23 protein-coding genes and 1 tRNA gene are annotated in these 22510 nt (G+C 64.8%); 10 read left to right on the forward strand and 14 right to left on the reverse strand.

The window, feature by feature from the left end:
• Positions 1 to 7: 7 nt before the first annotated feature.
• Positions 8 to 83, reverse strand: a tRNA-Ala gene (locus tag ACRQ5Q_RS01465).
• Between the two features lie 206 nt (positions 84 to 289).
• Between ACRQ5Q_RS01465 and ACRQ5Q_RS01470 the strand changes: the two genes are divergently transcribed.
• Genes ACRQ5Q_RS01470 through ACRQ5Q_RS01480 form a run of 3 tightly spaced genes read left to right on the forward strand, consistent with a single transcriptional unit; the run spans position 290 to position 1849 of the window.
• Entirely contained in the window at positions 290 to 580 is a 291-nt protein-coding gene (locus ACRQ5Q_RS01470) for a YggT family protein (RefSeq protein WP_018645113.1), read from the forward strand.
• A 15-nt stretch (positions 581 to 595) separates the two neighbouring features.
• The gene (locus tag ACRQ5Q_RS01475) at positions 596 to 955 is read left to right on the forward strand and encodes a DUF167 domain-containing protein (RefSeq protein WP_439372286.1); all 360 of its coding nucleotides are present in this window, start codon (positions 596 to 598) and stop codon (positions 953 to 955) included.
• A gap of 9 nt (positions 956 to 964) precedes the next feature.
• Entirely contained in the window at positions 965 to 1849 is an 885-nt protein-coding gene (locus ACRQ5Q_RS01480) for a bifunctional methylenetetrahydrofolate dehydrogenase/methenyltetrahydrofolate cyclohydrolase (protein WP_439372285.1), read from the forward strand.
• 193 nt (positions 1850 to 2042) lie between these two features.
• On the opposite strand, the gene ppa is transcribed toward ACRQ5Q_RS01480, so the two are convergent.
• Together ppa and ACRQ5Q_RS01490 are read right to left on the reverse strand one after the other, a co-directional pair.
• On the reverse strand, positions 2043 to 2579 hold the full coding sequence (ppa, locus tag ACRQ5Q_RS01485) for an inorganic diphosphatase (RefSeq protein ID WP_247299836.1): 537 nt from the start codon (positions 2577 to 2579) through the stop codon (positions 2043 to 2045).
• A 179-nt stretch (positions 2580 to 2758) separates the two neighbouring features.
• Positions 2759 to 3268, reverse strand: a complete 510-nt coding sequence (locus ACRQ5Q_RS01490; protein ID WP_008136728.1) for a GNAT family N-acetyltransferase — start codon at positions 3266 to 3268, stop codon at positions 2759 to 2761.
• 262 nt (positions 3269 to 3530) lie between these two features.
• On the opposite strand from ACRQ5Q_RS01490, the gene ACRQ5Q_RS01495 reads away from it, so the two are divergent.
• Positions 3531 to 4430 carry an alpha/beta hydrolase family protein gene (locus ACRQ5Q_RS01495; protein ID WP_439395699.1) on the forward strand — a complete coding sequence of 300 codons (900 nt, stop codon included), beginning with the start codon at positions 3531 to 3533 and terminating at the stop codon, positions 4428 to 4430.
• Between the two features lie 137 nt (positions 4431 to 4567).
• Positions 4568 to 4975, forward strand: coding sequence for a thiol-disulfide oxidoreductase DCC family protein (locus ACRQ5Q_RS01500; protein WP_439395701.1), 408 nt, complete (start codon positions 4568 to 4570; stop codon positions 4973 to 4975).
• A gap of 92 nt (positions 4976 to 5067) precedes the next feature.
• Here the strand turns inward: ACRQ5Q_RS01500 and ACRQ5Q_RS01505 are convergent, their stop codons facing one another.
• The 6 genes from ACRQ5Q_RS01505 to ACRQ5Q_RS01530 form a co-directional block, all read right to left on the reverse strand.
• Positions 5068 to 6312: a flavin monoamine oxidase family protein gene (locus tag ACRQ5Q_RS01505; protein WP_439395703.1), complete on the reverse strand. Its 1245-nt coding sequence runs from the start codon at positions 6310 to 6312 to the stop codon at positions 5068 to 5070.
• Between the two features lie 221 nt (positions 6313 to 6533).
• A complete protein-coding gene (gene typA / locus ACRQ5Q_RS01510; RefSeq protein ID WP_439372281.1) occupies positions 6534 to 8360 on the reverse strand; it encodes a translational GTPase TypA in 1827 nt (608 codons plus the stop codon).
• Between the two features lie 239 nt (positions 8361 to 8599).
• Positions 8600 to 8881, reverse strand: coding sequence for a hypothetical protein (locus ACRQ5Q_RS01515; protein ID WP_439372279.1), 282 nt, complete (start codon positions 8879 to 8881; stop codon positions 8600 to 8602).
• Positions 8878 to 10323 carry a radical SAM protein gene (locus tag ACRQ5Q_RS01520; protein ID WP_439395705.1) on the reverse strand — a complete coding sequence of 482 codons (1446 nt, stop codon included), beginning with the start codon at positions 10321 to 10323 and terminating at the stop codon, positions 8878 to 8880. The genes ACRQ5Q_RS01515 and ACRQ5Q_RS01520 overlap by 4 nt, the downstream gene beginning before the upstream one ends.
• Entirely contained in the window at positions 10304 to 11020 is a 717-nt protein-coding gene (locus ACRQ5Q_RS01525) for a prolipoprotein diacylglyceryl transferase (RefSeq protein ID WP_439395707.1), read from the reverse strand. Before ACRQ5Q_RS01525 ends, ACRQ5Q_RS01520 begins: the two co-directional genes overlap by 20 nt.
• A gap of 271 nt (positions 11021 to 11291) precedes the next feature.
• Positions 11292 to 12053, reverse strand: a complete 762-nt coding sequence (locus tag ACRQ5Q_RS01530; RefSeq protein WP_439372276.1) for a Crp/Fnr family transcriptional regulator — start codon at positions 12051 to 12053, stop codon at positions 11292 to 11294.
• Between the two features lie 185 nt (positions 12054 to 12238).
• On the opposite strand from ACRQ5Q_RS01530, the gene ACRQ5Q_RS01535 reads away from it, so the two are divergent.
• A complete protein-coding gene (locus tag ACRQ5Q_RS01535; RefSeq protein ID WP_439372275.1) occupies positions 12239 to 12622 on the forward strand; it encodes a response regulator in 384 nt (127 codons plus the stop codon).
• Between the two features lie 213 nt (positions 12623 to 12835).
• Here the strand turns inward: ACRQ5Q_RS01535 and ACRQ5Q_RS01540 are convergent, their stop codons facing one another.
• Both ACRQ5Q_RS01540 and ACRQ5Q_RS01545 read right to left on the reverse strand, forming a co-directional pair.
• Positions 12836 to 14377 carry an alkaline phosphatase D family protein gene (locus ACRQ5Q_RS01540; protein WP_439395709.1) on the reverse strand — a complete coding sequence of 514 codons (1542 nt, stop codon included), beginning with the start codon at positions 14375 to 14377 and terminating at the stop codon, positions 12836 to 12838.
• Positions 14378 to 14478: 101 nt separating this feature from the next.
• The gene (locus tag ACRQ5Q_RS01545; RefSeq protein ID WP_439395711.1) at positions 14479 to 15924 is read right to left on the reverse strand and encodes a TAXI family TRAP transporter solute-binding subunit; all 1446 of its coding nucleotides are present in this window, start codon (positions 15922 to 15924) and stop codon (positions 14479 to 14481) included.
• A 153-nt stretch (positions 15925 to 16077) separates the two neighbouring features.
• Between ACRQ5Q_RS01545 and ACRQ5Q_RS01550 the strand changes: the two genes are divergently transcribed.
• Together ACRQ5Q_RS01550 and ACRQ5Q_RS01555 are read left to right on the forward strand one after the other, a co-directional pair.
• Entirely contained in the window at positions 16078 to 16377 is a 300-nt protein-coding gene (locus ACRQ5Q_RS01550; RefSeq protein WP_439372272.1) for a 4a-hydroxytetrahydrobiopterin dehydratase, read from the forward strand.
• Between the two features lie 103 nt (positions 16378 to 16480).
• On the forward strand, positions 16481 to 16864 hold the full coding sequence (locus ACRQ5Q_RS01555) for a YkvA family protein (protein ID WP_439372271.1): 384 nt from the start codon (positions 16481 to 16483) through the stop codon (positions 16862 to 16864).
• 176 nt (positions 16865 to 17040) lie between these two features.
• Here ACRQ5Q_RS01555 and ACRQ5Q_RS01560 read toward each other — a convergent pair whose 3' ends face one another.
• The 3 genes from ACRQ5Q_RS01560 to ACRQ5Q_RS01570 all read right to left on the reverse strand — a co-directional run bounded on the left by ACRQ5Q_RS01560 (position 17041) and on the right by ACRQ5Q_RS01570 (position 20514).
• Positions 17041 to 18195, reverse strand: a complete 1155-nt coding sequence (locus ACRQ5Q_RS01560; RefSeq protein WP_439395713.1) for a TAXI family TRAP transporter solute-binding subunit — start codon at positions 18193 to 18195, stop codon at positions 17041 to 17043.
• Between the two features lie 18 nt (positions 18196 to 18213).
• Entirely contained in the window at positions 18214 to 19113 is a 900-nt protein-coding gene (locus ACRQ5Q_RS01565) for a hypothetical protein (protein ID WP_439399961.1), read from the reverse strand.
• 426 nt (positions 19114 to 19539) lie between these two features.
• A complete protein-coding gene (locus ACRQ5Q_RS01570; RefSeq protein WP_439372269.1) occupies positions 19540 to 20514 on the reverse strand; it encodes an NADPH:quinone oxidoreductase family protein in 975 nt (324 codons plus the stop codon).
• A 219-nt stretch (positions 20515 to 20733) separates the two neighbouring features.
• Here ACRQ5Q_RS01570 and ACRQ5Q_RS01575 point away from each other — a divergent pair, with 219 nt between their 5' ends.
• Together ACRQ5Q_RS01575 and ACRQ5Q_RS01580 are read left to right on the forward strand one after the other, a co-directional pair.
• Positions 20734 to 21573 carry an SDR family oxidoreductase gene (locus ACRQ5Q_RS01575; protein ID WP_439395715.1) on the forward strand — a complete coding sequence of 280 codons (840 nt, stop codon included), beginning with the start codon at positions 20734 to 20736 and terminating at the stop codon, positions 21571 to 21573.
• 116 nt (positions 21574 to 21689) lie between these two features.
• A complete protein-coding gene (locus ACRQ5Q_RS01580; RefSeq protein ID WP_439395716.1) occupies positions 21690 to 22352 on the forward strand; it encodes an invasion associated locus B family protein in 663 nt (220 codons plus the stop codon).
• Positions 22353 to 22510: the final 158 nt, after the last annotated feature.

A 22510-nucleotide genomic window follows, 5' to 3' on the forward strand; every position in this document is an offset into this window, starting at 1 on the left:
CGAAGGCTGGTGGAGCCAGGCGGGATCGAACCGCCGACCTCGTCATTGCGAACGACGCGCTCTCCCAGCTGAGCTATGGCCCCTTTTGCTGACCGCTCTGGTGAACGCGGCCGACAACCGGGCGCCATTTAAGTCCCTGCCAAGGTCAAGTCAAGGACGGGTGTAACCCGCTTTTAGCCATTTCGCTGCCCGAACTTGACTTGTTTGGGCCGGGGGGAACCGATATCTAGCAAAAGGCGTCACTCCCGACCAAGCCAGAGTTTTTCATAAGCCAGAGGCCTCAAAAGCCATGCGTGCCGTTCTCGACATCGTCATCATCGTGCTCGACCTCTACGTCTGGCTGCTGATCGCCTCCGCGATCCTGTCCTGGCTGATCGCCTTCAACGTCGTGAACACGCGTAACCAGTTCGTGTCGGCGGTGGCTGAGTTCCTGTACCGGATCACCGAGCCGCTACTGGCGCCGATTCGCAATTTCCTGCCCAGCCTTGGCGGTCTCGACATCTCGCCGATCATCCTGATCCTGATCATCATGTTCATCGAGCGGGTGATCCTGTACTACATCTACCCGAACGTGATCTGAGCAGGCTGGAGCCCTTTGATCGCGAAAGAGGCTGGCAAGGAACCCTGGCGTTACGCGGCCTCGGGAATCAGCATCGCGCTGCGGGTGACGCCGCGCGGCGGCCGCGACGACATCGACGGGATCGAGCAACTGGCCGATGGCCGCAGCGTGCTCAAGGTGCGGGTGCGTGCCATTGCCGATGGCGGCGAGGCCAACAAGGCCGTTCTGGTGCTGCTGGCGAAGTCGCTTGGCGTGCCCAAGGCCAGCGTCAGGCTCCTGTCGGGGGCGACGTCTCGGCTGAAGCAGATCGCGGTCGACGGCGATCCGGCGCGGCTGGGCGAAGCCCTGCGCCGGCTCGTCCAGGCCAAAGCAGCGGACGACAAATCGACAGACTGAGGAACTGACATGACCGCTGAGATCATCGATGGAAAAGTCATCGCCGCGGAACTCCGCGCCCGCGTCGCCGACGAAGTCGCCCGGGTCAAGCGCGAGCACAATCTGGTGCCGGGCCTGGCGGTGGTGCTGGTCGGCAACGACCCCGCCAGCGAGGTCTATGTCCGCTCCAAGCACACCCAGACCCAGGCTGCGGGCATGGCCTCGTTCGAGCACAGGCTGCCGGCCGACGTCTCGCAGGCGGACTTGCTGGCCGTCGTCGCGAAACTCAACCGCGATCCTGCCGTGCACGGCATTCTCGTGCAGCTGCCGCTGCCGAAGGGGCTGAACACCGAGGCCGTCATCAACGCCATCGATCCCGCCAAGGACGTCGACGGCCTGCATCCGAACAATGCCGGTCGTCTCGCCGCCGGTTTCGAAGCGCTCTCGCCCTGCACGCCGCTGGGCTCGATCATTTTGACCAAGAGCGTGCACGCCTCACTCGAAGGCATGAACGCCATCGTCATCGGCCGCTCCAACCTGGTCGGCCGTCCACTGGTGCAGTTGCTGTTGAACGAGAATGCCACGGTGACGATCGCGCATTCGCGCTCGCGCGATCTGCCCGGCCTGGTGAAGCGGGCCGACCTGGTCTACGCCGCCGTCGGCAAGGCCGAGATGGTGCGCGGCGACTGGCTGAAGCCCGGTGCAACCGTGATCGACATCGGCATCACCCGGATCCCGAAGGAGGATGGCAAGACGCGCCTCGTCGGCGACGTCGCCTACCAGGAAGCGCTCGGCGTGGCCGGTGCCATCACGCCGGTGCCGGGCGGCGTCGGCCAGATGACGGTGGCATGTCTCCTGGTGAATACGCTCCGCGCGGCGTGTGCGATTGCAGGGCTGCCGAAGCCGGCGGTGTAGGTTTTCTTCACCTCGCCCCGCTTGCGGGGAGAGGTCGGATTGCGAAGCAATCCGGGTGAGGGGGACTCTCCGCGAGAGAGCTGTCACCGTGCTCGCAGAAGCAGCCCCTCACCCAACCCTCTCAGCGCGAGCGAAGCTCGTCGCGGCCCCGTAAGAACGGGGCGAGGGAGCAAACCTTGTCCGGGCCGATGCCTCAGCCCTTCTTCTTCTTCTCGCGCTCGATGCCCTCGAGGATCAGCTTGTGTGCATCCTCCGGGCCGCCCCAGCGCAGGATCTTCACCCACTTGCCCTTCTCGAGATCCTTGTAGTGCTCGAAGAAGTGCTGGATCTGCTGCAGCGTGATGTCGGGCAGGTCGGAGTACGACTTCACCTTGTCATAGCGCTGCGTCAGCTTCGACGACGGCACCGCCAGGATCTTCTCGTCGCCGCCGGCTTCGTCCTCCATGAACAGCACGCCGACCGGGCGCACGCTCATGACGGCGCCGGGGATGATGGCGCGGGTGTTGATGATCAGCACATCGCAGGGGTCGCCATCGTCGGACAGCGTGTGCGGGATGAAGCCGTAGTTACCGGGGTAACGCATCGGCGTGTACAGGAAGCGGTCGACCACCAGCGTGCCGGCCTCCTTGTCCATCTCGTACTTGATCGGTTCGCCGCCCACGGGGACTTCGATGATGACGTTGACGTCGTGGGGGACGTTTTTTCCGATCGAGACCGCATCGATACGCATTCAAGGCTCCGTTGTTGCCGAGGTTAAATCGCGCCCGGCAGCGATTTTGGCGCTGTCATACGCGGGCTTGGCCCGCCAATCCATCGCGTTTTTGTGAAATAATGAATCCAGCGATCACCGGCGCAAGGGGCGGGCGGTATCGCGGGAAAGGAAAGCGCTACCGGCTGGACTTCAGCAGCTCAATTGGTCCAGGCGAAGGCAACCTTGTCGAGCGACTTCGGCCCGAAACGCTCCGAGGAGCGCGCCACCATGCGGCCGCCCAGGGCACGGTAGAACTCGGTCGCAGGATCGTTGTCCGAGAGCGCCCACACCACCATGCTCTTCAGGCCGCTCTGCATCAGGTCGCGCCGGGCTGCGGCGAACAGGCGGCGGCCGAAGCCGAGACCCTGGAATTCGGGACGGAGATAAAGTTCGTAGATCTCCCCGTCGAAGTGCAGGCTGCGCGCGCGGTTGCGACCATAGTTCGCATAGCCCGCGATCTTGTCGCCGAACACCAGCACGCTGACGCGGCTGCCCTTGCGGATCGCGCTGTCCCACCACTGCGGACCACGGCGGTTGATCAGCTTCTCCAGCTCGGCGCCGGGAATGATGCCCTGATAGGCCGAGCGCCAGGCTTCGTCATGGGTCGATGCCACCGCAGTTGCATCTGCAGCTTTGGCCGGCCGGACCTCGATCAGGGTTGTGCTCATGGACGCGATCAAACCAAGTCGCCGCGCCGGCGGCAAGACCTATCGTTAATTATCGGTTAACCTGTGGACTTTCTGCATCAGTATTATGGCCATGTTGTCCCGAAAGAGAACAAGGCGCTGCCTTCAACGGCAACCGGCTGCTACGCGCCGGTGCAAAACTGCGTTGCAGCAACCAATGAACGGCAATTGCAACGCAGAAAGTCCGCCCAGAATGATTCGTTCCTACTAGTCTGGTGCTGTCCGTGCTCGCCTTTGGCCATTCATGCGGCTCTTCAACATCCCTGCACTCTTGCCTCTGCTGGCCCTGCTGACCGCGTCCCCTCTGTGCGCTCAGGTCACGTTCGGTGCATCGGGCGCGGAAGGCGAGCCGTTTCGCCGGCAGGCGTGGAATCTGCCCTCGCCGGACGCTGCTATCGCCGCGCATGCGCTGCTGTTTCGTCCCGCTGGTGCCGGTCCATTCCGCGTTGCGGTCATCGCGCATGCCTCGACGCAGAACGCGTTGCGTCGCGCGCAGATGTCGCAACCGGAATACCGCGCGCTCGCGGCGTTCCTCGTCGCGCGCGGGTTTGCCGTGCTGGTGCCGGAGCGGCTCGGTCACGGTGCGACGGGCGGCCGTTACGTCGAAGACCAGGGCGGCTGCGACGAGCCGGACTATCTGCGTTCCGGCCGTGCGACGGCCGAAGAAATTTCGCTCGCGCTGGATCATGTGCGCAAGCAGGATTTCATCCGCAAGGATGCCGCGATCGTCATCGGCCATTCCGCCGGTGGATGGGGTGCGCTGGCGCTCAGCAATGCCGATCCAAAAGCGATTTCCGCCATCGTCGCGTTCGCGCCGGGGCGCGGCGGCCGCGCGAATGACGAGCCGAACCGGATCTGTGCGCCACAGGCGCTTCTGGCGGCGGCGACCGAATTCGGCCGGTCGGCGCGCATTCCCGTCACATGGTTCGCCGCGAGCAATGACAGCTATTTTGCGGCGGCATTCTCGAAGTCGTTGGCAGATGCCTTCCGCAGCACGGGCGGCAAAGTCGATTTCCGCGTGTTGCCTGCGGTTGGCAGCGAAGGGCACTGGATGATCGAGACTGAAGCCGGGGTGAAAGCTGCAGCCGCCGAGCTCGAACGTGCGCTGAACCCGTCGAAACCAATGGCGACCAAGAAACCATGACACCGCACCGCTCGTGGCGGGCATTGTGGCTTCGCTCGGCTCCATGGTGGCGCCGGTCGCGCTCCTGATGCTGGATAATTTTCGAGCGAAGTGGATCCCGGTTCGCGTGAAGAAACGCGTCAAAGAGAGAGAAGCTGATGCGTAAGTGGCCCGACGACGATTTGATCCTGTTCGACGGCGTCTGCATCTTCTGCTCGCGCTGGGTGCGCTTCGTCGCCAAGCGCGACACGGCGAAGCGGTTTCGCTTCACGCCGATCCAGTCGGACTATGGCGCGCGTTTGGCGGGCACATTCGGCATCGACCCCGGCGACCCCGATACCAACGCCGTGGTCCATGGCGGCGAAGTCTTCATGAAGTCGGATGCCGCGCTGACGGTGCTGTCACAACTCCCCGGCTGGGGCTGGGTGCGGATGCTGTTGGCCGTGCCGAAGCCGCTGCGGGACCCCGTCTACAGCCTGATCGCGCGCAACCGCTATCGCATTTTTGGGAAATACGATGCGTGTTTCGTGCCTGACGCGGATCTGCGGGCGCGGGTGATTGAGTAGTTCGTCATTGCGAGCGCAGCGCAGCAATCCAGACTTCCACCGGGGAAAGATCCTGGATTGGTTCGCTGCGCTCGCAATGACGGAGTGTGGTGCTACGGCTTGCCCAGCGCCGCCAGCACTTCCTTCGCCGCGCGCTCTCCACTGTCCCGCGCGCCATGCGCCGTCGTGAAGAAGGTCGGCGACGTCGCTTCGCCCGCGAAGAACAGCCGGTCATCCGCGGGCGCGGCCAGCAAGGCGCGGTCGCCTGCGTGCCCAGGCAGCGCGTGCGAATACGATCCCCGCGCGTAGGGATCGCGTGCCCAGCGCGACTCGTACAGCGGCTTCAGCTTGCGCCTGATCTCGTTGCCGAGAAAGCCCGTGATCTCGTCGATGCTGTGCGCGGCGATGGCGCCTTCGCCGGAATCTTCCAGCGCGCGGGCGAAGCTGCCGCCGAAGAAGCCTTCGATACAGGGCTGGCCGAACGGGCGGATGTGATAGGTGCCCATCTCCGTGCGCATGGTGGCGCCGCGCAAATTGCCTTCTTTCGGGAAGGCTTCGGCATCCTCGAGCGCCAGCGTCACCTTGTCGTCGACGCCGAGCGGCAGGCCGGCTGCGGCATCGACCTTGGCGGGGAGCGGCGGCGAGAAGCGGATCGCCTCATCGGCGATCAGATTTGTCGGGACGGTGACGATCACTTTGCCGGCATCCAGCGTGCCCTGCGACGTCTCCATGCGGATGCGTTTGCCGGAATGATCGACCAGCGTCACGTTGCAGTTCAGCGCCACCGGGCAGGGCGCGCCATAGGCCGCAACCAGGGCGCCATAGCCGCGGCGGACGCGCCAGTTGAGGCCCGTGTCTTGATAGGCGTCCCAGTCCAGTGTCGACATGTTCTTGAGTTCGCAGCCGTTGATATAGGTCGAGATCGCATCGATCATCGGGTTCCAGCGATTGCCGGCCTCGAGACTGAGGCTCGCGGGCTCGTCCTTCCCCTTTTTTGCGGCCTGCCAGAGACGTCCATAGAACGCGTCCATCGCGCGCATGAAATCGTCGCGCTCGCTTTGCGGAAAGGCATTGCCGTAGGCGCGCTCGCGCCAGGGCGGCAGGTCCTTGTTGAGCTCGAAATCGAGCTGCCTTGCGATCGTCGCGAAGGAATTCTTGTCCGCCGAATGCAGCCAGCCGCAGCCGACGTCGAAGGTCACCTCGGGCGAGGCCTGCACGGTCCAGGCCCGCCCGCCGAGCCTGTTACGCGCCTCCAGCACGATCATCGAGAGGCCGGAGCCATCAAGCGCATGCGCCGCGCCGAGGCCGGCGGCACCGGCGCCGATGATCGCGACGTCCACGGAGGAGGGGAAGGGCATGGAAGGGCTCTAGCACGTTCGGGAAGAGTGCTGAAGCCGCCGCGAGTCGGCTCTCGTCACCCGCGAAAGCGGGTGATCCAGTATTCCAGAGGCAGCCATGATAGAGCCGAGGCCGCAGCGTACTGGATGCCCCGGTCCCGTCTCCGCCAAGGCTACGCCGGGGCCACAAGGCTGCTCGGCCCGCCGGAGCTTTAGCGAAGGCGGGAGCGAGAGCGGTAGCCTTACGCCACCGCTTCCTTGGCCTTTTCCGCGCGCTTGCGCTCGTTCGGGTCGAGGTGCTTCTTGCGCAGGCGGATCGACTTCGGGGTGACCTCGACGAGCTCGTCGTCCTCGATATAGGCGAGGGCCTTTTCCAGCGTCATGCGGATCGGCGGGGTCAGGCGGACGGCTTCGTCCTTCGAGGTCGTGCGGATGTTGGTGAGCTGCTTGCCCTTGAGCACGTTGATCTCGAGATCGTTGTCGCGGGTGTGCTCGCCGACGATCATGCCCTTGTAGACCTTCCAGCCCGGCTCGATCATCATCGGGCCGCGGTCCTCCAGCTTGAACATGGCGTAGGCCACCGCTTCGCCCTGGTCATTGGAGATCAAGACGCCGTTGCGGCGGCCCTGGATCTCGCCCTTGTACGGCGCATAGCCGTGGAACAGGCGGTTCATGATCGCGGTGCCGCGGGTGTCGGTGAGCAGTTCGCCCTGATAGCCGATCAGGCCGCGGGTCGGCGCGTAGAATACCAGACGCTGGCGGTTGCCGCCCGACGGCTTCATCTCGATCAGCTCGGACTTGCGCTCGCTCATCTTCTGCACGACGACGCCGGAATGCTCCTCGTCGACGTCGATCACGACCTCCTCGATCGGCTCCATGGTGGCGCCGGTCGCCTCGTCCTTCTGGAACACGACGCGCGGACGCGACACCGAGAGCTCGAAACCTTCGCGGCGCATGGTCTCGATCAGGATCGCGAGCTGGAGTTCGCCGCGGCCGGACACTTCCATCGCGTCCTTGTCGGCGGATTCGACGACGCGCAGCGCGACATTGCCTTCGGCCTCGCGGAGCAGACGGTCGCGGATCATGCGGCTCGTCACCTTGTCGCCTTCGGTGCCGGCGAGCGGCGAGTTGTTGACGATGAACGACATCGACACGGTCGGCGGATCGATCGGCTGCGCCGGCAGCGGCACCTCGACGGCCGGATCGCAGAAGGTGTCGGCGACGGTGCCCTTGGTGAGGCCCGCAATCGCGACGATGTCGCCGGCTTCGGCTTCATCGAGCGGGGTGCGCTCGAGGCCGCGGAACGCCAGGATCTTGGTGATGCGCCCGGACTCGACCAGCTTGCCCTCGGCGTTCAGCACCTTGACCTGCTGGTTCGGCTTCAGCAATCCGGAGGAGATTCGGCCGGTGATGATGCGGCCGAGATAGGGGTTGGCTTCCAGGATGGTGCCGATCATCTTGAACGGACCTTCCTCGACCTTGGGCGGCGCGACGTGGCGCAGGATCAGGTCGAACAGCGGCTCCATGCCCTTGTCCTTCGGACCCTCGGGGCTCTCGGCCATCCAGCCCTGCTTGGCCGACCCGTAGAGGATCGGGAAGTCGAGCTGCTCCTCGCTGGCGTCGAGCGCCGCGAATAGGTCGAACACCTCGTTGATGACTTCGGTCGGGCGCGCGTCCGGGCGGTCGACCTTGTTGATGACGACGATCGGCTTGAGACCGACCTTGAGGGCCTTGGAGACCACGAACTTGGTCTGCGGCAGCGGACCTTCGGCGGCGTCGACCAGCACCAGGGCGCCGTCCACCATGTTGAGGATGCGCTCGACCTCGCCGCCGAAATCGGCGTGTCCGGGGGTGTCGACGATGTTGATGCGGGTGTCCTTCCACTGCACCGAGGCCGCCTTGGCCAGAATGGTGATGCCGCGCTCGCGCTCCAGGTCGTTGGAGTCCATGGCGCGATCCGTCACCTTCTGGTTCTCGCGGAACGTGCCGGACTGCTGGAGGAGCTTGTCGACGAGGGTCGTCTTGCCGTGGTCGACGTGGGCGATGATGGCGACGTTGCGAAGGTTCATGTGTGAGCTTCTTTGCGGTCGAACAATGGGTTAAGCGCGATCTCGCCGGTCAGACCGGGACCTCTTCACGGACAACGCTGGAAACGTGGAAAACGGGGCCTGCTTCGCCCAAAAAGGAAGCCCGGTCAGCTCGACCGGGCACCTTACGCGTTTGCGGCGCAATATATGCAAAAACCGCCAAAAAACAATGTGTTCTTTGCCGGTTGGTTGACTGAATTTTATCCGCGGATTCCCGGGGCTTAAGGCCGGGTTCCGGGATGGGTCGGGGCCTTTCCCCCCTTGATCGCCGCCCAGATCAGGACGACGCCCCCGATGCCGACGACCAGCCCCAGGAAGACCAGCGGGGCGATGTCGGAATCGATCTTGCCGTCGTCGATCACCGAGGCCCCGCCGACCAACAGGGCGCAGAGACCTGGAAGCAGCAGGATCACCCCCGCAGTCGCCATGAGCGCGGTGAGGCAGCCGCTGCGGGCGTCGCCGGGCGTCCGGACGGGCGGCAGAATCGGCGGCGTGTCGCTCATCGTGGCGCCTCCTCGCTTTGCCTTGCCTCGCGATACGTCGGCCCTTCGAGCCCGGCGCGGATCCTGCCGATCGCACCGTTGCGGTAGAACAGGTTGTAGGTGTCGAACGGAATGATCGCGCCCTGCTCGGTCACGAAATGGATGCAAGAGCGCTTGACGTTGCCGACGCAGAAATTGAAGCGGTCGAGAAACTGCACGATCGTCACGCGGAAGACGTTCTCGTAGGACAGCCCTTGCGGCACGTTGAAGCCCGGCAGGCAGCACAGCAATTCGCAGACGCGCTCGCTCGTGTTCAGCGGCCCTGACGACAGCGAGAACAGATCGACGAACTTCTCCCGCAGCATCGGATATTTTTCCGGGCTGATGGTGTTGGGCATCACCGCAACCAGTTGCTCCTGCGGAATCAGCGAGGTCAGCGGCAGCACTTTCTCGCCGTTGCGCAGGCCATAGCCGATCGAGATGCTTTCGGGGTTGCAGGGCAGCGGGATCATGTCCTTGTCGCCGAACACGCCGGTCTCGACCACGCGCTTGCGGATCTCCGACAGCATGATGCGGTCGGTGGTCTTGTCGAAACCCTCGTTGCGTCCGGCATCCTGCACCGGCTGCAAGGTGACGCCGCGCACGCACTTCCATGTCAGCGCGTGACGGACGATGTCGCCGATCTCGGCGTCGTTGAGCCCGCGTTTGATGGTGGCGACCAGCGTGGTCGAGACGCCGTAATGCTCGAGATGCTCCAGCGCCTGCTGGCGAATTTTCCGCAAATCCGCGCCGCGCAGGTTGCTCAGCGCATCGCGCTGAAGCGAGTCGAACTGGAGATAGACTTCCAGCCCGCGCTTGTTCTCGGCCAGCCGCGCCACGAAATCCTTGTCGCGGGCGATGCGCAGGCCATTGGTGTTGATCATGACGTGGCGGATCGGGCGGGCGCGCACGGCGTCCATGATCTCGAAGAAATCCGGATGCAGCGTCGGCTCGCCGCCCGAAATCTGCACGAGGTCGGGCTCGCCTTCGCTGGCGACCAGCGCGTCGAGCATCTTCTCCACCGTCGCGAGCGGGGTGAATTTCGTTCGTGCGGGCGAGGATTCGGCGAAGCAGACCGGGCAGGTGAGATTGCAGTGCTCGGTGATCTCGATCAGCGCCAGGCAGGAATGCTGCTCGTGGTCGGGACAGAGGCCGCAATCATAGGGGCAGCCGAATTCGGTGCGCTGCTGGAATTGCAGCGGCCGGTCGCCCGGCTTGATGAAATCCTTGCACAGGCGCCAATAGGCGGCGTCCGTCGACACCAGCGTCGACTGGACGCCGTGCTCCCTGCAGCGCTTTTCGAACCAGACCTCGTTGCCCTGGATCTGGATCTTGGTCGGCGCCAGCTTCAGGCAGGTCTCGCAGAGCGATTGGGTCTGGCCCCAGAAGATGTAGGGGCGCGACTTACGCAACGGCACGTTCATGCACGGGTCTCGCTTTGGGCGCCGTCGCCAGCATGAATGCGGCATAGAGCAGGATGGACAGCGACAGCAGGTGAAACAGGGTGAAAGGTCCGATCAGCGTGCCGTAGGGCTTGATGAATTCCCACAGCAAGCGTTGCGCTCCGTAACAGGCGAGCACCAGGTAGAATCCATTGGTGATCGCGAACGTATTCCGGTTCAAGACCGCCAGCACATAGGCAAGCGCGAACAAGCCCATCGCCGCGCTCTCATAGAGCTGCACGGGATGGCGGAGAACGCCGTCGCCGAAATCATGGGCCCAGGGCAGCGCCGTCGGCGTGCCGTAAGTGAAATCGTCGAGGCCCGCGAAGTAGCAGCCGAGCCGCCCGATCGCGATGCCGAGCGCCAGCGGCAGCGCAAAGCGCGCGCCGGTTCGTAACCTGATCCCCGCGGTCCATTTGTAGAGCTCGACCGCCACGATGCCCCCGGCAAGCGCGCCCTCCACCGAGCGCGCAATGCCGCTCTGCCCGGAGAGCCACAGATTGGCGGACCCGAACAGATAGGCGCCGAGGCCGGCGCCGAACACCAGCGCGGCGACATAGGGCAGCTCGAAGGATTGCGCCGGAAACTGCAAGCCGCGCCGCGACAGCCAGGAGAGTGCCGCTGCCGCCGCCAGCCACGCCGCGATGTCGAAGACCGTGTGAAGAAAAGCCCCGCTCATGCGAGAAGGATTATAGCACGGCAGACGTCGAGAAGCGCGCGGCACATTTTTGTGCCCTCTCCCCTTGTGGGAGAGGGCAGCTCCGCCATTAGCCACAAGCTCATTTGGGTGAGGGGGTATCTCTCCACGAACTCAAACAACCGTGGGGTTCGCGGAGAGAACCCCTCATCCGGCGCGATAGCCGAAGCTTTGCTTCGGCGTTCTGAAGAACGGCGGCCGTAGCCGCCTCTGCCACCTCTCCCGCAAGGCGAGAAGCAAGAAGCAATAACCGCTACCCAGCCTCCCGCTCCTCGGTCGGGTACACCCCGCGCAGCACCTCCTCGAAGTGCATCTTCACGGCATCGTTGCACAGGCAGGCGCGCAGGCGCAGGCCGTCGCGATTGCGGACCAGGATCGATCCGCGCCGCGTGTCGAGCACGCCCTCGGCCCTGAACGACTGGAGCACTCGGCTGGCATAGCTGCGCCCGACCCCGAGCAGTGTCGCGAGCTGCTCATGGGTCAGCGGCACGCTGCTCTCGTCGCCGGTGCGCTCCATCGCCGCCAAAATCCATTTCGCCGTGCGCTGCTCGATCGAGTGGATGGCGTTGCAGGCGGTGGACTGGAATATCTGCGCCAGCATGCAGTCGGCGTAGCGGGCAAAAATGTTACGCAGCGACGTCGACCGCAGCTTGGCTGCTTCGAGCTTGCCGACATGAATGCGTGCAAAGGGACCGCCGAACTTCACGCAGATGCGGGTGTACGCGGGCAGATATCCTTCGCTGACGATGCCGCCCACCGCGCCCTCGCGGCCGACCAGGATGGTCTCGACATCGCGGCCATCCTCATTGGGCACCAGAAACGTCGCGAGCGCCGGCCCGCAGGGGAAGTGGACGACCTGGACGTCGTCGCCGGGATTGTAGAGCAACTGGTGCGCGGCCGAATCTTCAACAGTGACGTGAGGCGCGAGCAGGGCGTAGTCCGCCGCATTCAAGCGCCGCAACAGATTGTTGGCCGGCCGGCTCTCGATCTCGGTAACCATGGTGCGCGCGTCCATCGTAGATCCCCCTGCTCTCCTTTCGACACTAGCGAGTTCCGTTCGCGGGCTGTGTGCACAAGTGGACAGACGTGGAAACTGTTGTGTGGTGAGTTTCGTTCCGGGAACCCTTCGATGCGCTGGGCGCAGGTGTCGGGACGGGGCTGCCTAAAGGACAAAACATGCAGCCCTCGATAGCCAGGATTATGATACCTCCTCCCCCGGACAGCCCGTCCGATGTACCCGCCGACGTTCTGATCGTCGAGGACGACCCGATCATTGCGATCGATTTCGAGGACCGCCTGCTCGGATTTGGCGTGAAGAGCGTGCGCACGGTGGGGTCGGTCGCGCAGGCGTTGAGCGAGATCGCGGCGCGTGCGCCGAATTTCGCGTTGCTCGATGTCGAGCTGATCCGCGAGACGAGCTTTGCAATCGCCGAGCGGCTGGTCGCGCTGAAGATTCCGTTCGTCTTCGTCACCGGCTACGGTGCCGACGCGCGGATTCCGCCCGAACTCGCGGGCCAGCCGCGCCTGCAAAAGCCGTGCTCCAGCGAGGCGCTTGAGGCCGCGCTACAGGCGCGGGGCGCCTGACGACCTGATTGCCGGAGCGAATGCAGAGCTCGGCGAGGTCGGTGTCGACGCCCCTGAAGAATGTGTGCGGGAGCGGCGGCGGGGACGAGATCGTCTTGATCGCCGCGGCCTGCGCGCCTGCCGCCTGCTCCGGCAACGAGAATGCACCGGCGCCTGCAATTGTCGTCCCGGCCGACCGGATGGTTCACCGCCATCCGGCTTCCGAATTGGTCGTCACGCAAGCTTGGGATCGAGCGTGGTCGACCACAGCGCGACATCGGCGCGGTCCCGCAAGGTCACCGTCATCTGGCCGGACGCGCCGTCGATCTTGACGTGACCGAAGAACTGCATGCCCGCGGACGGCGGCAGGTTCTGGCTGTCCTTGCCCGGCGCCTTGACGAACCGTACCTCGGGCCCAAAGGTGTTGTCGAGCGCGTTGGGTCCGAAAGTGCCGGCGTGCAGCGGACCCGAGACGAATTCCCAGAACGGCTCGAACTCCTGAAATTGTGCCTTGTTCGGATCGTAGTAGTGCGCGGCGGCGTAGTGCACGTCCGCCGTCAGCCACACGGTGTTGTTGATCGGCGCCGTCTTGATGAAGCGGAGGATGTCGGCAATCTCGAACTCGCGGCCGCGCACCGGGCCGTCGCCCTGCGCAATGGCTTCCGAGCCGCCCTGCGGCGTGTCCGGCACGATCAGGCTGATCGGCATGTCGGAGGCGATCACTTTCCAGGTCGCGCGCGAATTCAAAAGGCCGCGCTTCAGCCAGGCGATCTGGTCGGGGCCGAGGAAGTAGCTGGCGGGACCGTAGGCGGTCTCGAGATTGGCGCCGTTCGGGCCGCGATAGCTGCGCTCGTCGAGCACGAACACGTCGAGATGCGGTCCGTAGGAGATCTGGCGGTAGACGCGGCCGGGCTCGGTGATGCTCTCCCGCATCGGGTACATCTCATGAAAGGCGCGGCCCGCGCGAGCCGCGAGCAGCGAGATGTCGCGCACCTTGTAGGCAGCCGGCAGCTCTTTGGAGAGCGACCAGTTGTTGGTCACCTCATGGTCGTCCCACTGCACGAAGATCGGCACTTCGGCATTGAAGGCGCGCAAGTTCTCGTCGGTGAAATTGTATTTGTGCGCGGCGCGATACTCGTCCAGCGTCTCGGCGACCTTGGCCTTTTCGGGAATCGTGACGTTCTTCCAGATCTTGCCGTCGGCGAGCTTCACTTCGGATGCAATGGGACCGTCGGCATAGATCGTGTCGCCGGAGTGCAGGAAGAAATCCGGACGGTGCTTGCGCATCGCCGCGAAGGTGAACATGCCGCCGTCGTCGGGGTTGATGCCCCAGCCCTGGCCGGCGACATCGCCGCCCCAGACGAAGCTGACGTCGCGGCGGTCGGCCGGCGCGGTGCGGAAGCGGCCAGTCACCGGCTCGCCCTCGATCGCGCTGTGCGAGAGATCGCGGAAGCGGACGCGGTAGAAGATGTCCTGTCCGCCCGGCAGGTTCTCGATCAGCAGCTTTGCGGTGAAATCGCTCTCGGGCAGCGCGGCGATCGGCGGCAGCGTGCGGGCGTCCTTGAAGGACTCGGTCGTCGCCACCTCCACCAGCATCTGCGAGGGACGGTCGGCGCGCGCCCACACCACGCCGCCGTCGACGGTGACGTCGCCCGACTGCACACCATGTGTGACCGCCGGCCGGTCGGCCGCGCGCGACAGATAGGGCATGGCGATGGCGCCGAGCGCGCCGGCGCCGGTGGTGAGGAAACCGCGGCGGGAGAATTTGATGTTCATGGGATGGCCTCGATATCGCGTGCGACGGCCGCTAGGCGGGCCGCCGGTCAAGTCAGACGCTATATTGGGACAATGTGACGCAGCGATAACGCGGCTAAGCTTTACGCGTTGCCGGCGGCCCTGAACTGTGCACCCGCGCGCTGCAGGTTTTGTGGCAGGCTCATCAGCACCGCCTTGCGGTCGGCGACGGCGGCGTGGAACTGGTCGAGCGCGATGTTGAAGGCGGTGAGCCCGCCTTCCTCGATCGCGCCGTGATCGAAGCAGTGCAGCGTGTCGCGCAGGATCTCGTCGGCCTCGGCCTGCATCTGATCGAGCTCGTCCGTCGTCTCGCTCTTGCGGGCGGCCGCAATCATGTCGAGCAGGCGTTCGCGCAGATGGCTGTTGTTGTCGCGCTCGTCCTTCTTCAGGTAGCCGGCGAACCAGGCGCCGATCGAGCCCATCGCGGAGAGCGCCATCAGGCCCCACCAGATGTAATCGCTGTATCTGTCGAGGAAGGTCTTTTCCTCGCCGTCGACGAAGGCGGCGGCGCCGGGATGCACGGGGATCACCGCGTCCTTGTCGGTGTCGGGCGTCTCGATCTTGGCCGCCAGCGGGAATTCCGTGACCAGCTGCTGCCGCACGGCGAACAGCTGGCGCGTGAACGCCGCGATGGTGGTATCGGACACGGCTTTGCGCGCCACGATGTGGTGCGAGAAGCTGATGGTCTTGACCTCGTCGTCGGGGCGATCGGGCGAGCCGCCATAGGTGCCGGCGGGAATCTCGGAGGCTTCATAGACCGGGTGGTTCTGCGCGATCGCATCCGCAGAATCGATCGCGAGGAAGATCGGCGTGCCGAAATCCTTGGTGGAGGCGGCGATCGCTTCCGCCGTGATCTTACTGTTGACGGGGCCGGCGGCAAGATAGACATCGGCCTTCTGGGACTTGATCGCCTCGGCGGCTTCGGTGGCCGGAAACTGGATGATCTCGACCTTGGCGGGATCGACGCCGTATTGCTGCAGGATCACGTTGAGCAGGTTGACGTTGGCCTGGGTGCGGCCGACCACGCCGACGCGATGGCCGGCGAGCTGGGCGATCTTGGTGATCTTGGCGCCCTTCTTCTTGCCCTTGCCCTGGACCGACCACAGCACCACGACGTTCTTGCGCAGGGTCGCGACCGCCTGCGCGTTCTTCGGCACGTCGACATCGCCGCGCACGATGGCGAGGTCGACCTTGCCCTCCGCGAGCGCCTGGGCGCTGGCGGGGGCGCCGTCGGTCTGGATCGGACGCAGCCGCACGTAGCTCTTGTTCTGCGAGAAAGCCTGCGTCAGCGCCTGCACGACCTTGACGTCGTCGCCGTTGGCGGGGCCGACCGCGACCTTCAGCGTCACCGGACGCATCGCGAAGTAATAGCCGCCGACGAGCGCGCCGATGATCGCAAGCACCAGCGCGAGGGATACGAGCGCCGTCTTCCGCGCCGCTGATCGCGGCGAAGGCGGAGTGGGCGCTTCGGCCAGGTCCAGACCCCCGGTCATCGATCTCCCAAACAGGCGTTTCAGGCTCAGCTTCATCTCGGCCGGCGACTTAGGCCCGCAATTGTAGCAAATTTCTTGTCCGGCGGGGTTACATCTCCGTCATGGTTAGCGGATCGAGGAAATCCCCCGGTGAACCCGGACCGTAAACACGGCGTTAGGGTAAAGTTCCCCTGAAGCATGGAGACGATCATGGCAGAACGGCTGGCGGCGGAAGCACGCAAGCAGGCACTGGGTGGTATCCCCGGCTGGAGCGAAGTCGCGGGTCGCGACGCAATCGCGAAAACCTTTGTCTTCAAGGATTTCAACGAGGCGTTCGGTTTCATGACCCGCGCGGCGCTGGTCGCCGAGAAGATGGACCATCACCCCGAATGGCGCAACGTCTACAAGACCGTGGAGGTAGTGCTGTCGACCCATGATGCCGGAGGCGTCACGGCGCGCGACATCGAGCTCGCGAAGGCGATGAATGCGATCGCCAGGCTGTCGGCTTAGCTGACACCAGGCTGACATCTTGCAGCGGCCGGCCGCATCCCCATGTTGTGATCAGCAGGGCACGCGGCGATCCGCCGCCCCTCGGTGAACGGGGAGTTGAAGCATGGCTGCCGAGCACAGCGTCGGCTTCGAGCCGGCCGACCGGCTTGCGGAGGATCGCGAGAGCGTCCGCCGCCGCTTCTGGCGCAAGCTGAAGCGTGTCGCCGCGCAGCTGCCGTTCGCCGAGGATCTCCTCGCGGCCTATTACTGCGCCTTCGACCGGCAGACGCCGCGCCATGTCCAGGCGTCGCTGCTCGGCGCGATCGCCTATTTCGTCCTGCCGTTCGACTTTGTTCCCGACGTGATGCCGATCCTGGGCTTCACCGATGACGCCGCCGTGCTCGCCACCGCCATCCGCATGGTTGCCAGCCACATCACGACCGAGCACCGCGAAGCCGCCCGCGCCGCGCTGAAGCGCGGCGTGGAGGAGGGCGAGGCGGCGCAGTAGGCGTTGTTGCCACGTCGTAGCCACGCCCACGGCCGTCATGCCGGGCGATGACAGCAAGAGGGTGGGTGCTGCTTGCCCGAAGCATCGTCATTGCGAGCGAAGCGAAGCAATCCGGACTCTTTCCGCGGAGGGATTCCTGCATTGCTTCCTCGCTCCGCTCCCCGCAATGACGGCCGCTATTTCTTCTCCGCCCGCGCCTTTTCCGCGTCCCATGCCTGGAATTGCTTGAACAGCGTTTCCTTGTCCGTGTCGGACACCTGCGCAGCCGCGGGGCTCTGCTTCAAAAACGCCTCGAAGCGCTGGCGCGTCACCGGCTCGACGCCGTGCTTGTCGAGCCATTGCTGCGCCACCGGCAATCTGTTCCAGCCGGACAGCGGCGCCGCGAGCGAGACCTCCTTCCACTTGGGATGGAAGGGCGGGTTCTGCAGCGCCGGGAATTTCGTGAAGAATGCGTCCACGAACAGCGCGAGCTTGCGATAGCGCTCGGTGTTGGGCGCCCAATTATAGGCCGCGAGCACCGCAGGCACCGCGATCGTGTCGACGCTCTCGCCTTCCTTGATCAGGTTCGGATAGTCCTTCGCGGTCAGCGTCGCCGGCAGATAGTCGCTCTGCAGCGGCTTTGCGTAGTCCACCTTGGCGAGATGGAAGCGGCCGTCATTGCCGAAGGTGGAGACTGATTTGTACGGCTTGCCGCCGACCACGATGACCGCGTCGATCTCGCCGGCTTTCAGCTTCTCCATGGCGATGCGCTGCTCGACATAGACGAAGTTCGCCTTGATCCCGAGCCGCTCGAACACCGTCAGTGCGGTGACGAAGGTGCCGCCATTGGGCAGATCGACGCTGACCTTCTTGCCCTCGAGCTCCTTCAGCGTCGCGATCGACTTCGGCGCGATGACCTGCATTTCTTCATTGTAGAGCTTGGTCACGTAGGTGAACTGCTTCTTGATGTCCTTGGCAAAACCCTTGCGCTCGAGATAGTCGAGCGTATCGGCGCGCACGACGCCGAGATCGACGCCCTGCAGGAACAGGATGTCGGCGACGCTCTGCACCGAACCGCGGCCGACGATCGGCAGCACGCGGATCTTGTTGCCGTCGTCGAGCACCGAGGCGAGGTCGGCGCCGAACTGCACATAGGTGCCGCCGATCGTGCCCGTGATCAGCGTGACGGTGTTGGCGTTCAGCGACTGCTTGGTCGAGCTCGAGCCGAACTGGAAGATGGCCTTCAGGCTGTCAGAGACCTTGGCCGGATCGTATTCGCCCTGCTCGGCATGGGCCGCGAAGGCACAGATGGTCGTGATGGCGGCAAGCGCCATTTTCAAAACGTTGCGCATGATGTCCCCTGAAGTGATCTAGTTCGAGAGCTGGGCGAGGCGCTTGCGCGCTTCCGCCGATCCGAGGCTGGCGGCGCGCTGGTACCAGTCACGGGCGGCTGCCGCATCGGCAATGACGCTCCGCGCATCGCTGGTACCGAGCACTGCCGGATCATAGGTTTGCGCCAGCAGCAGCGCGGCCGTTGCGTCCTTCGCGTTGGCGGCGCGTTCGAGCAGCAGGCGCGCGGCGGCGATGTCGCCGACGCCGATCAGGCGTTTCGCGCGCGTCATCAATCCTGCCAGCGTGTCGGCGTCGAGCGTCCTCGCAGGCTCGGGCGGTGCGGGCTGTGCCGCGACGGCAGCCGGAGCCGGCGATTCGACTTGGCTCTGGGCCTGACCTTGCACCTGGCTTTGGACCTGGCTTTGGACTTGGCTCTGGCTTTGGGCTTGCAGCGCGGTCTGGTAGGCGGTCGCAATCGCTTCGCGGCTTGGCGTCGAAGGCGCCGCTAGCTCTTGCTTGTCGGCGCTCACCAGCATCGCGTTGGTTGCGCGGGCGGGATCCTTGAACTCGGTCTGAGATGGTGCGACCGCCAGACTGGCCTGAGCCGCGCCTGTTGCGCCGAAGGCATAGTCGGCGACGAGGCTGCGCAGGTCGGATTCAGACAGCACGGCCGCAATCGCTGCGGCGGATATCACAAGTCCCGCGACGATAAGACGAGGCGCGGTCCTGGCCGTGCGACGCAACGCCATCGGCGCATATTCCCGTGGGTCGGGTGCTCCGCGCGGATCGGACAGGAACAGTGGAATTGGATCGTCCTGTGGTAGTTCGGCTCGCCTGGCGCGCGCCCGGATGTAGTCCGCCGTGGACGTAGGTGATGCGGATCGATCGGAGTCGAGCGCGTGCGACTCCTTCGACGGACGGTGGGCCGTCGTTTCCATGGTCTGATGCTCCCCATTACTGACGCAACGCAGGGGCCATGCCGGTTTCAGTCTTCTTGCTTTTGTCCAGAAGTGCCCCGCAAACTGGAACCGTAAATCGCCGTCCGATTCAGCCCAAAAAACGACGGCCGTTGGGACGAATCTGGAGATATTTGGGTTTGATTGCGGCGGCGCGGCGACATGCACCGCGATTTTGCCCGCCGTGGTTGAGGGATTTTTTTCCGGGCGCCGATGTGCGCAACCTTGCGATGTCGCGGACGCTTTCCACGCCCGCCGCTGTCATGCCCCGGCTTGACCGGGCATCCAGTACGCCGGGGCCCTTCCGCATCTCACCGTCGCCTCGGAGTACTGGATCGCCCGGTCAAGCCGGGCGATGACAGTTGAGTGCGTGGCGATGGCGTCGCGATTCCATTCGCCGCTGCATCCTCACGGATGCAGGATCACCTTGCCCATGGCCTGGCGTCCCGCCAGCACCTTCAGCGCATCCGCCGTTTGCGCCAGCGGGAAGGTGCGGTCCACATGCGATGAGATCTTTCCTTCCGCGGTCCACTTCACGAGCTTCTCGAGATTGGCGCGGTTCTTGGCCGGATTGAGCCGGGTCCAGGCGCCCCAGAACACGCCGCGGATGTCGCAGCCCTTCAAGAGCGCGAGGTTCAGCGGCATCTTCGGAATGTCGCCGGCGGCAAAGCCGATCACGAGGAAGCGGCCTTCCCAGGCGATCGAGCGCAGCGCCTGCTCGGCATATGCACCACCCACCGGATCGAAGATGATGTCGACACCCTTGCCGCCCGTGAGCTTGCGCAGGCCTTCCTTCAAATCTTCCTTGCCGTAGTTCAGCGTCAGCTCGGCGCCATGCGCTTTCGCGAACGCTAGCTTCTCGTCAGAGGAGGCGCAGGCGATCACCTTCAGGTCCATCAGCTTGCCGAGCTCGCAGGCGGCCAAACCGGTGCCGCCGGCCGCGCCGAGCACCGCGAGTGTCTCGCCCGGCTTCGGGCTGGCGCGATCCTCCAGCGCATGCAGCGCGGTGCCATAGATGATGATGATGCCGGCCGCGCGGTCATAGTCGAGATTGTCGGGAATCTTGACGATCGACGCCGCCGGCAGCGCGATTTTCTCGCGCGCGCCGTTGTGGCCGCAGGAGGCGACGACGCGGTCGCCGACCTTCAGGTCCATCACGCCGGGGCCGATGCTCTCGATCACGCCGGCGACTTCGGCGGCGGGTGAGAACGGGAACGGCGGCTTGATCTGATACTTGCCCTGGATCATCAGGATGTCGAAGAAGTTCAGCGCCGCCGCCTTGATCGCGATCACGGCTTCGCCGGGACCCGCCACCGGATCCGGCACGTCCGCCAGAACGAGATCGTCGGGCTGGCAATATTGCGAGCAGAGGATGGCTTTCATGGCAGCACCTTGAGGCGTTTCGAGGGGAATTATAGTTGGATCGTTTCTGCCGGATTTGCTGCGGCCGGACAATCCGGATTCTTTGTTTGGGTCAGCACGACGGCCTATCTTCCGTCATTGCGAGCGCAGCGAAGCAATCCAGAATCCGTCCTGCGGAAATAGTCTGGATTGCTTCGCCGCGCTCGCAATGACGAAATCCGCGGAGAAAGGATTCAAACCATGTTTGAAACAGGCCTGCTCGAGAACAAGCGTATCCTCGTCACCGGCGGCGGCTCGGGCCTCGGCGCGGCGATGGGACGCCGCTTCCTCGCGCTCGGCGCCGAGCTCGTGATTTGCGGCCGCTCGCTCGACCGGCTCGAGGCAGCGGCAGCCGAGATGCGCGAACAGACCGGCGGCAAGCTCACGACGATCGCCTGTGATATCCGGGACGGCGCAGCCGTCGACAGCATGATGGATCAAATCTGGCGCGAGGCGCCGCTCGACATCCTCGTCAACAATGCCGCTGCCTCCTTCATCGCGCAGAGCGAGCATCTCTCCTTTCGCGCCGCGGATGCGATCCTGGCGCCGACGCTGCATGGCGCGATGTATTGCACGCTCGCCGCGGGCAGACGCTGGATCGAGGCCAGGCATGGTGGCGTGGTGCTCTCGATCCTTTCGACCTCCACTATCACCGGCCGCGCCTTCACCGTGCCATCGGCGATGGCGAAATCGGCGGTGCTGGCGATGACCAAAAGTCTCGCCGTCGAATGGGGCCCGAAGGGCATCCGCACCGTCGCGATCGCGCCGGGGCCGTTCCCGACCGCCGGCGCATCGGGGCAGCTCCGCCCCGAGGGCCGCGACGAAGGCTGGACCGCGCGCAATCCGCTTGGCCGCACCGGTGAGCACGGCGAGCTCGCCGATCTCGCCAGCTTCCTCGTCTCCGACCGTGCCGGTTACATCAACGGCGAGATGGTGGTGATCGACGGTGGCGCGCATTTGCGCAGTTCCGGCGCCGAAGACCTGCTCGGCTGGACCGACGCGCAATGGGCCGCCCAGCGCGCCGCGCGATCCAGAAGCTGACCGCCGACACTTCCGCTAACTGCCTTCCCAAATTGAGCTTTCCCGGTTATCCCTAGCCGGGGACAAAGCGCGGCCGGGCCATCTTCCAGTCACAATATTGAGGGAACCACTCCAGCATGTGGCGGGTGCTATCTTTCATTTTGCTGGTCGGCATGACGACGTGCGGGATCGCCGGTCTCGCGCGGGCGCAGACGGCGCAACCGGCGCCCAAAACGGCACCCAAGGAGACCGCACCGAAAGCGGCTGCGCCGGCCGCCAATACGGCCGCAAAGACCGCTGCAAAGCCCGAGAGCAAACCGGCGGGCCCGGCCGCGGCGGTTGCCGGCGGCGCGGAGCCGACCCTGATCGGCCAGTTCGGCACCTGGGGGGCCTATTCGGCCACCCCGAACGGCAAGAAGGTCTGCTTTGCGCTGGCAAAGCCGTCATCGTCCAAGACCAACCCGCCGAATCGGCCGCGCGATCCTGCCTATGCCTTCGTCTCGACCCGGCCGGCGGAAAAGGTGAGCAACGAAGTCTCGGTCATGATCGGCTACGCGCTGAAGCCGGGCTCGGAATCGACGGTCGAGGTCGGCGGCGCTGCTTTCGCCATGTACACGCAGGGCGACGGCCTCTGGATCAAGAACGCGGCCGAGGAGGAGCGGATGGTCGAAGCCATGCGCAAATCCGCCGATCTCGTGGTCAAGGGCGTCTCGGCCAAGGGGACGGAGACGACCGACACCTTCTCGCTGAAGGGCCTCGCCCAGGCGCTCGACAAGATCGCCCAGGATTGCAGGCGGTAACGCCTGGTCGTTAAAGCTGAGGGCGATAAGGTCGCAATCGGATGTTCCGGTTGCTATATAGGGGCGGTTCCAAGTTTTTCCGTCATTCCGCGATGGTCCGAAGGGCCAGATCGGAATCTCGATGTTCCAGGTTCAGCTCTTCGAGCTCCGGAACGACC

It is taken from the genome of Bradyrhizobium sp. PMVTL-01 (assembly GCF_051861855.1).
GTDB lineage: Bacteria > Pseudomonadota > Alphaproteobacteria > Rhizobiales > Xanthobacteraceae > Bradyrhizobium.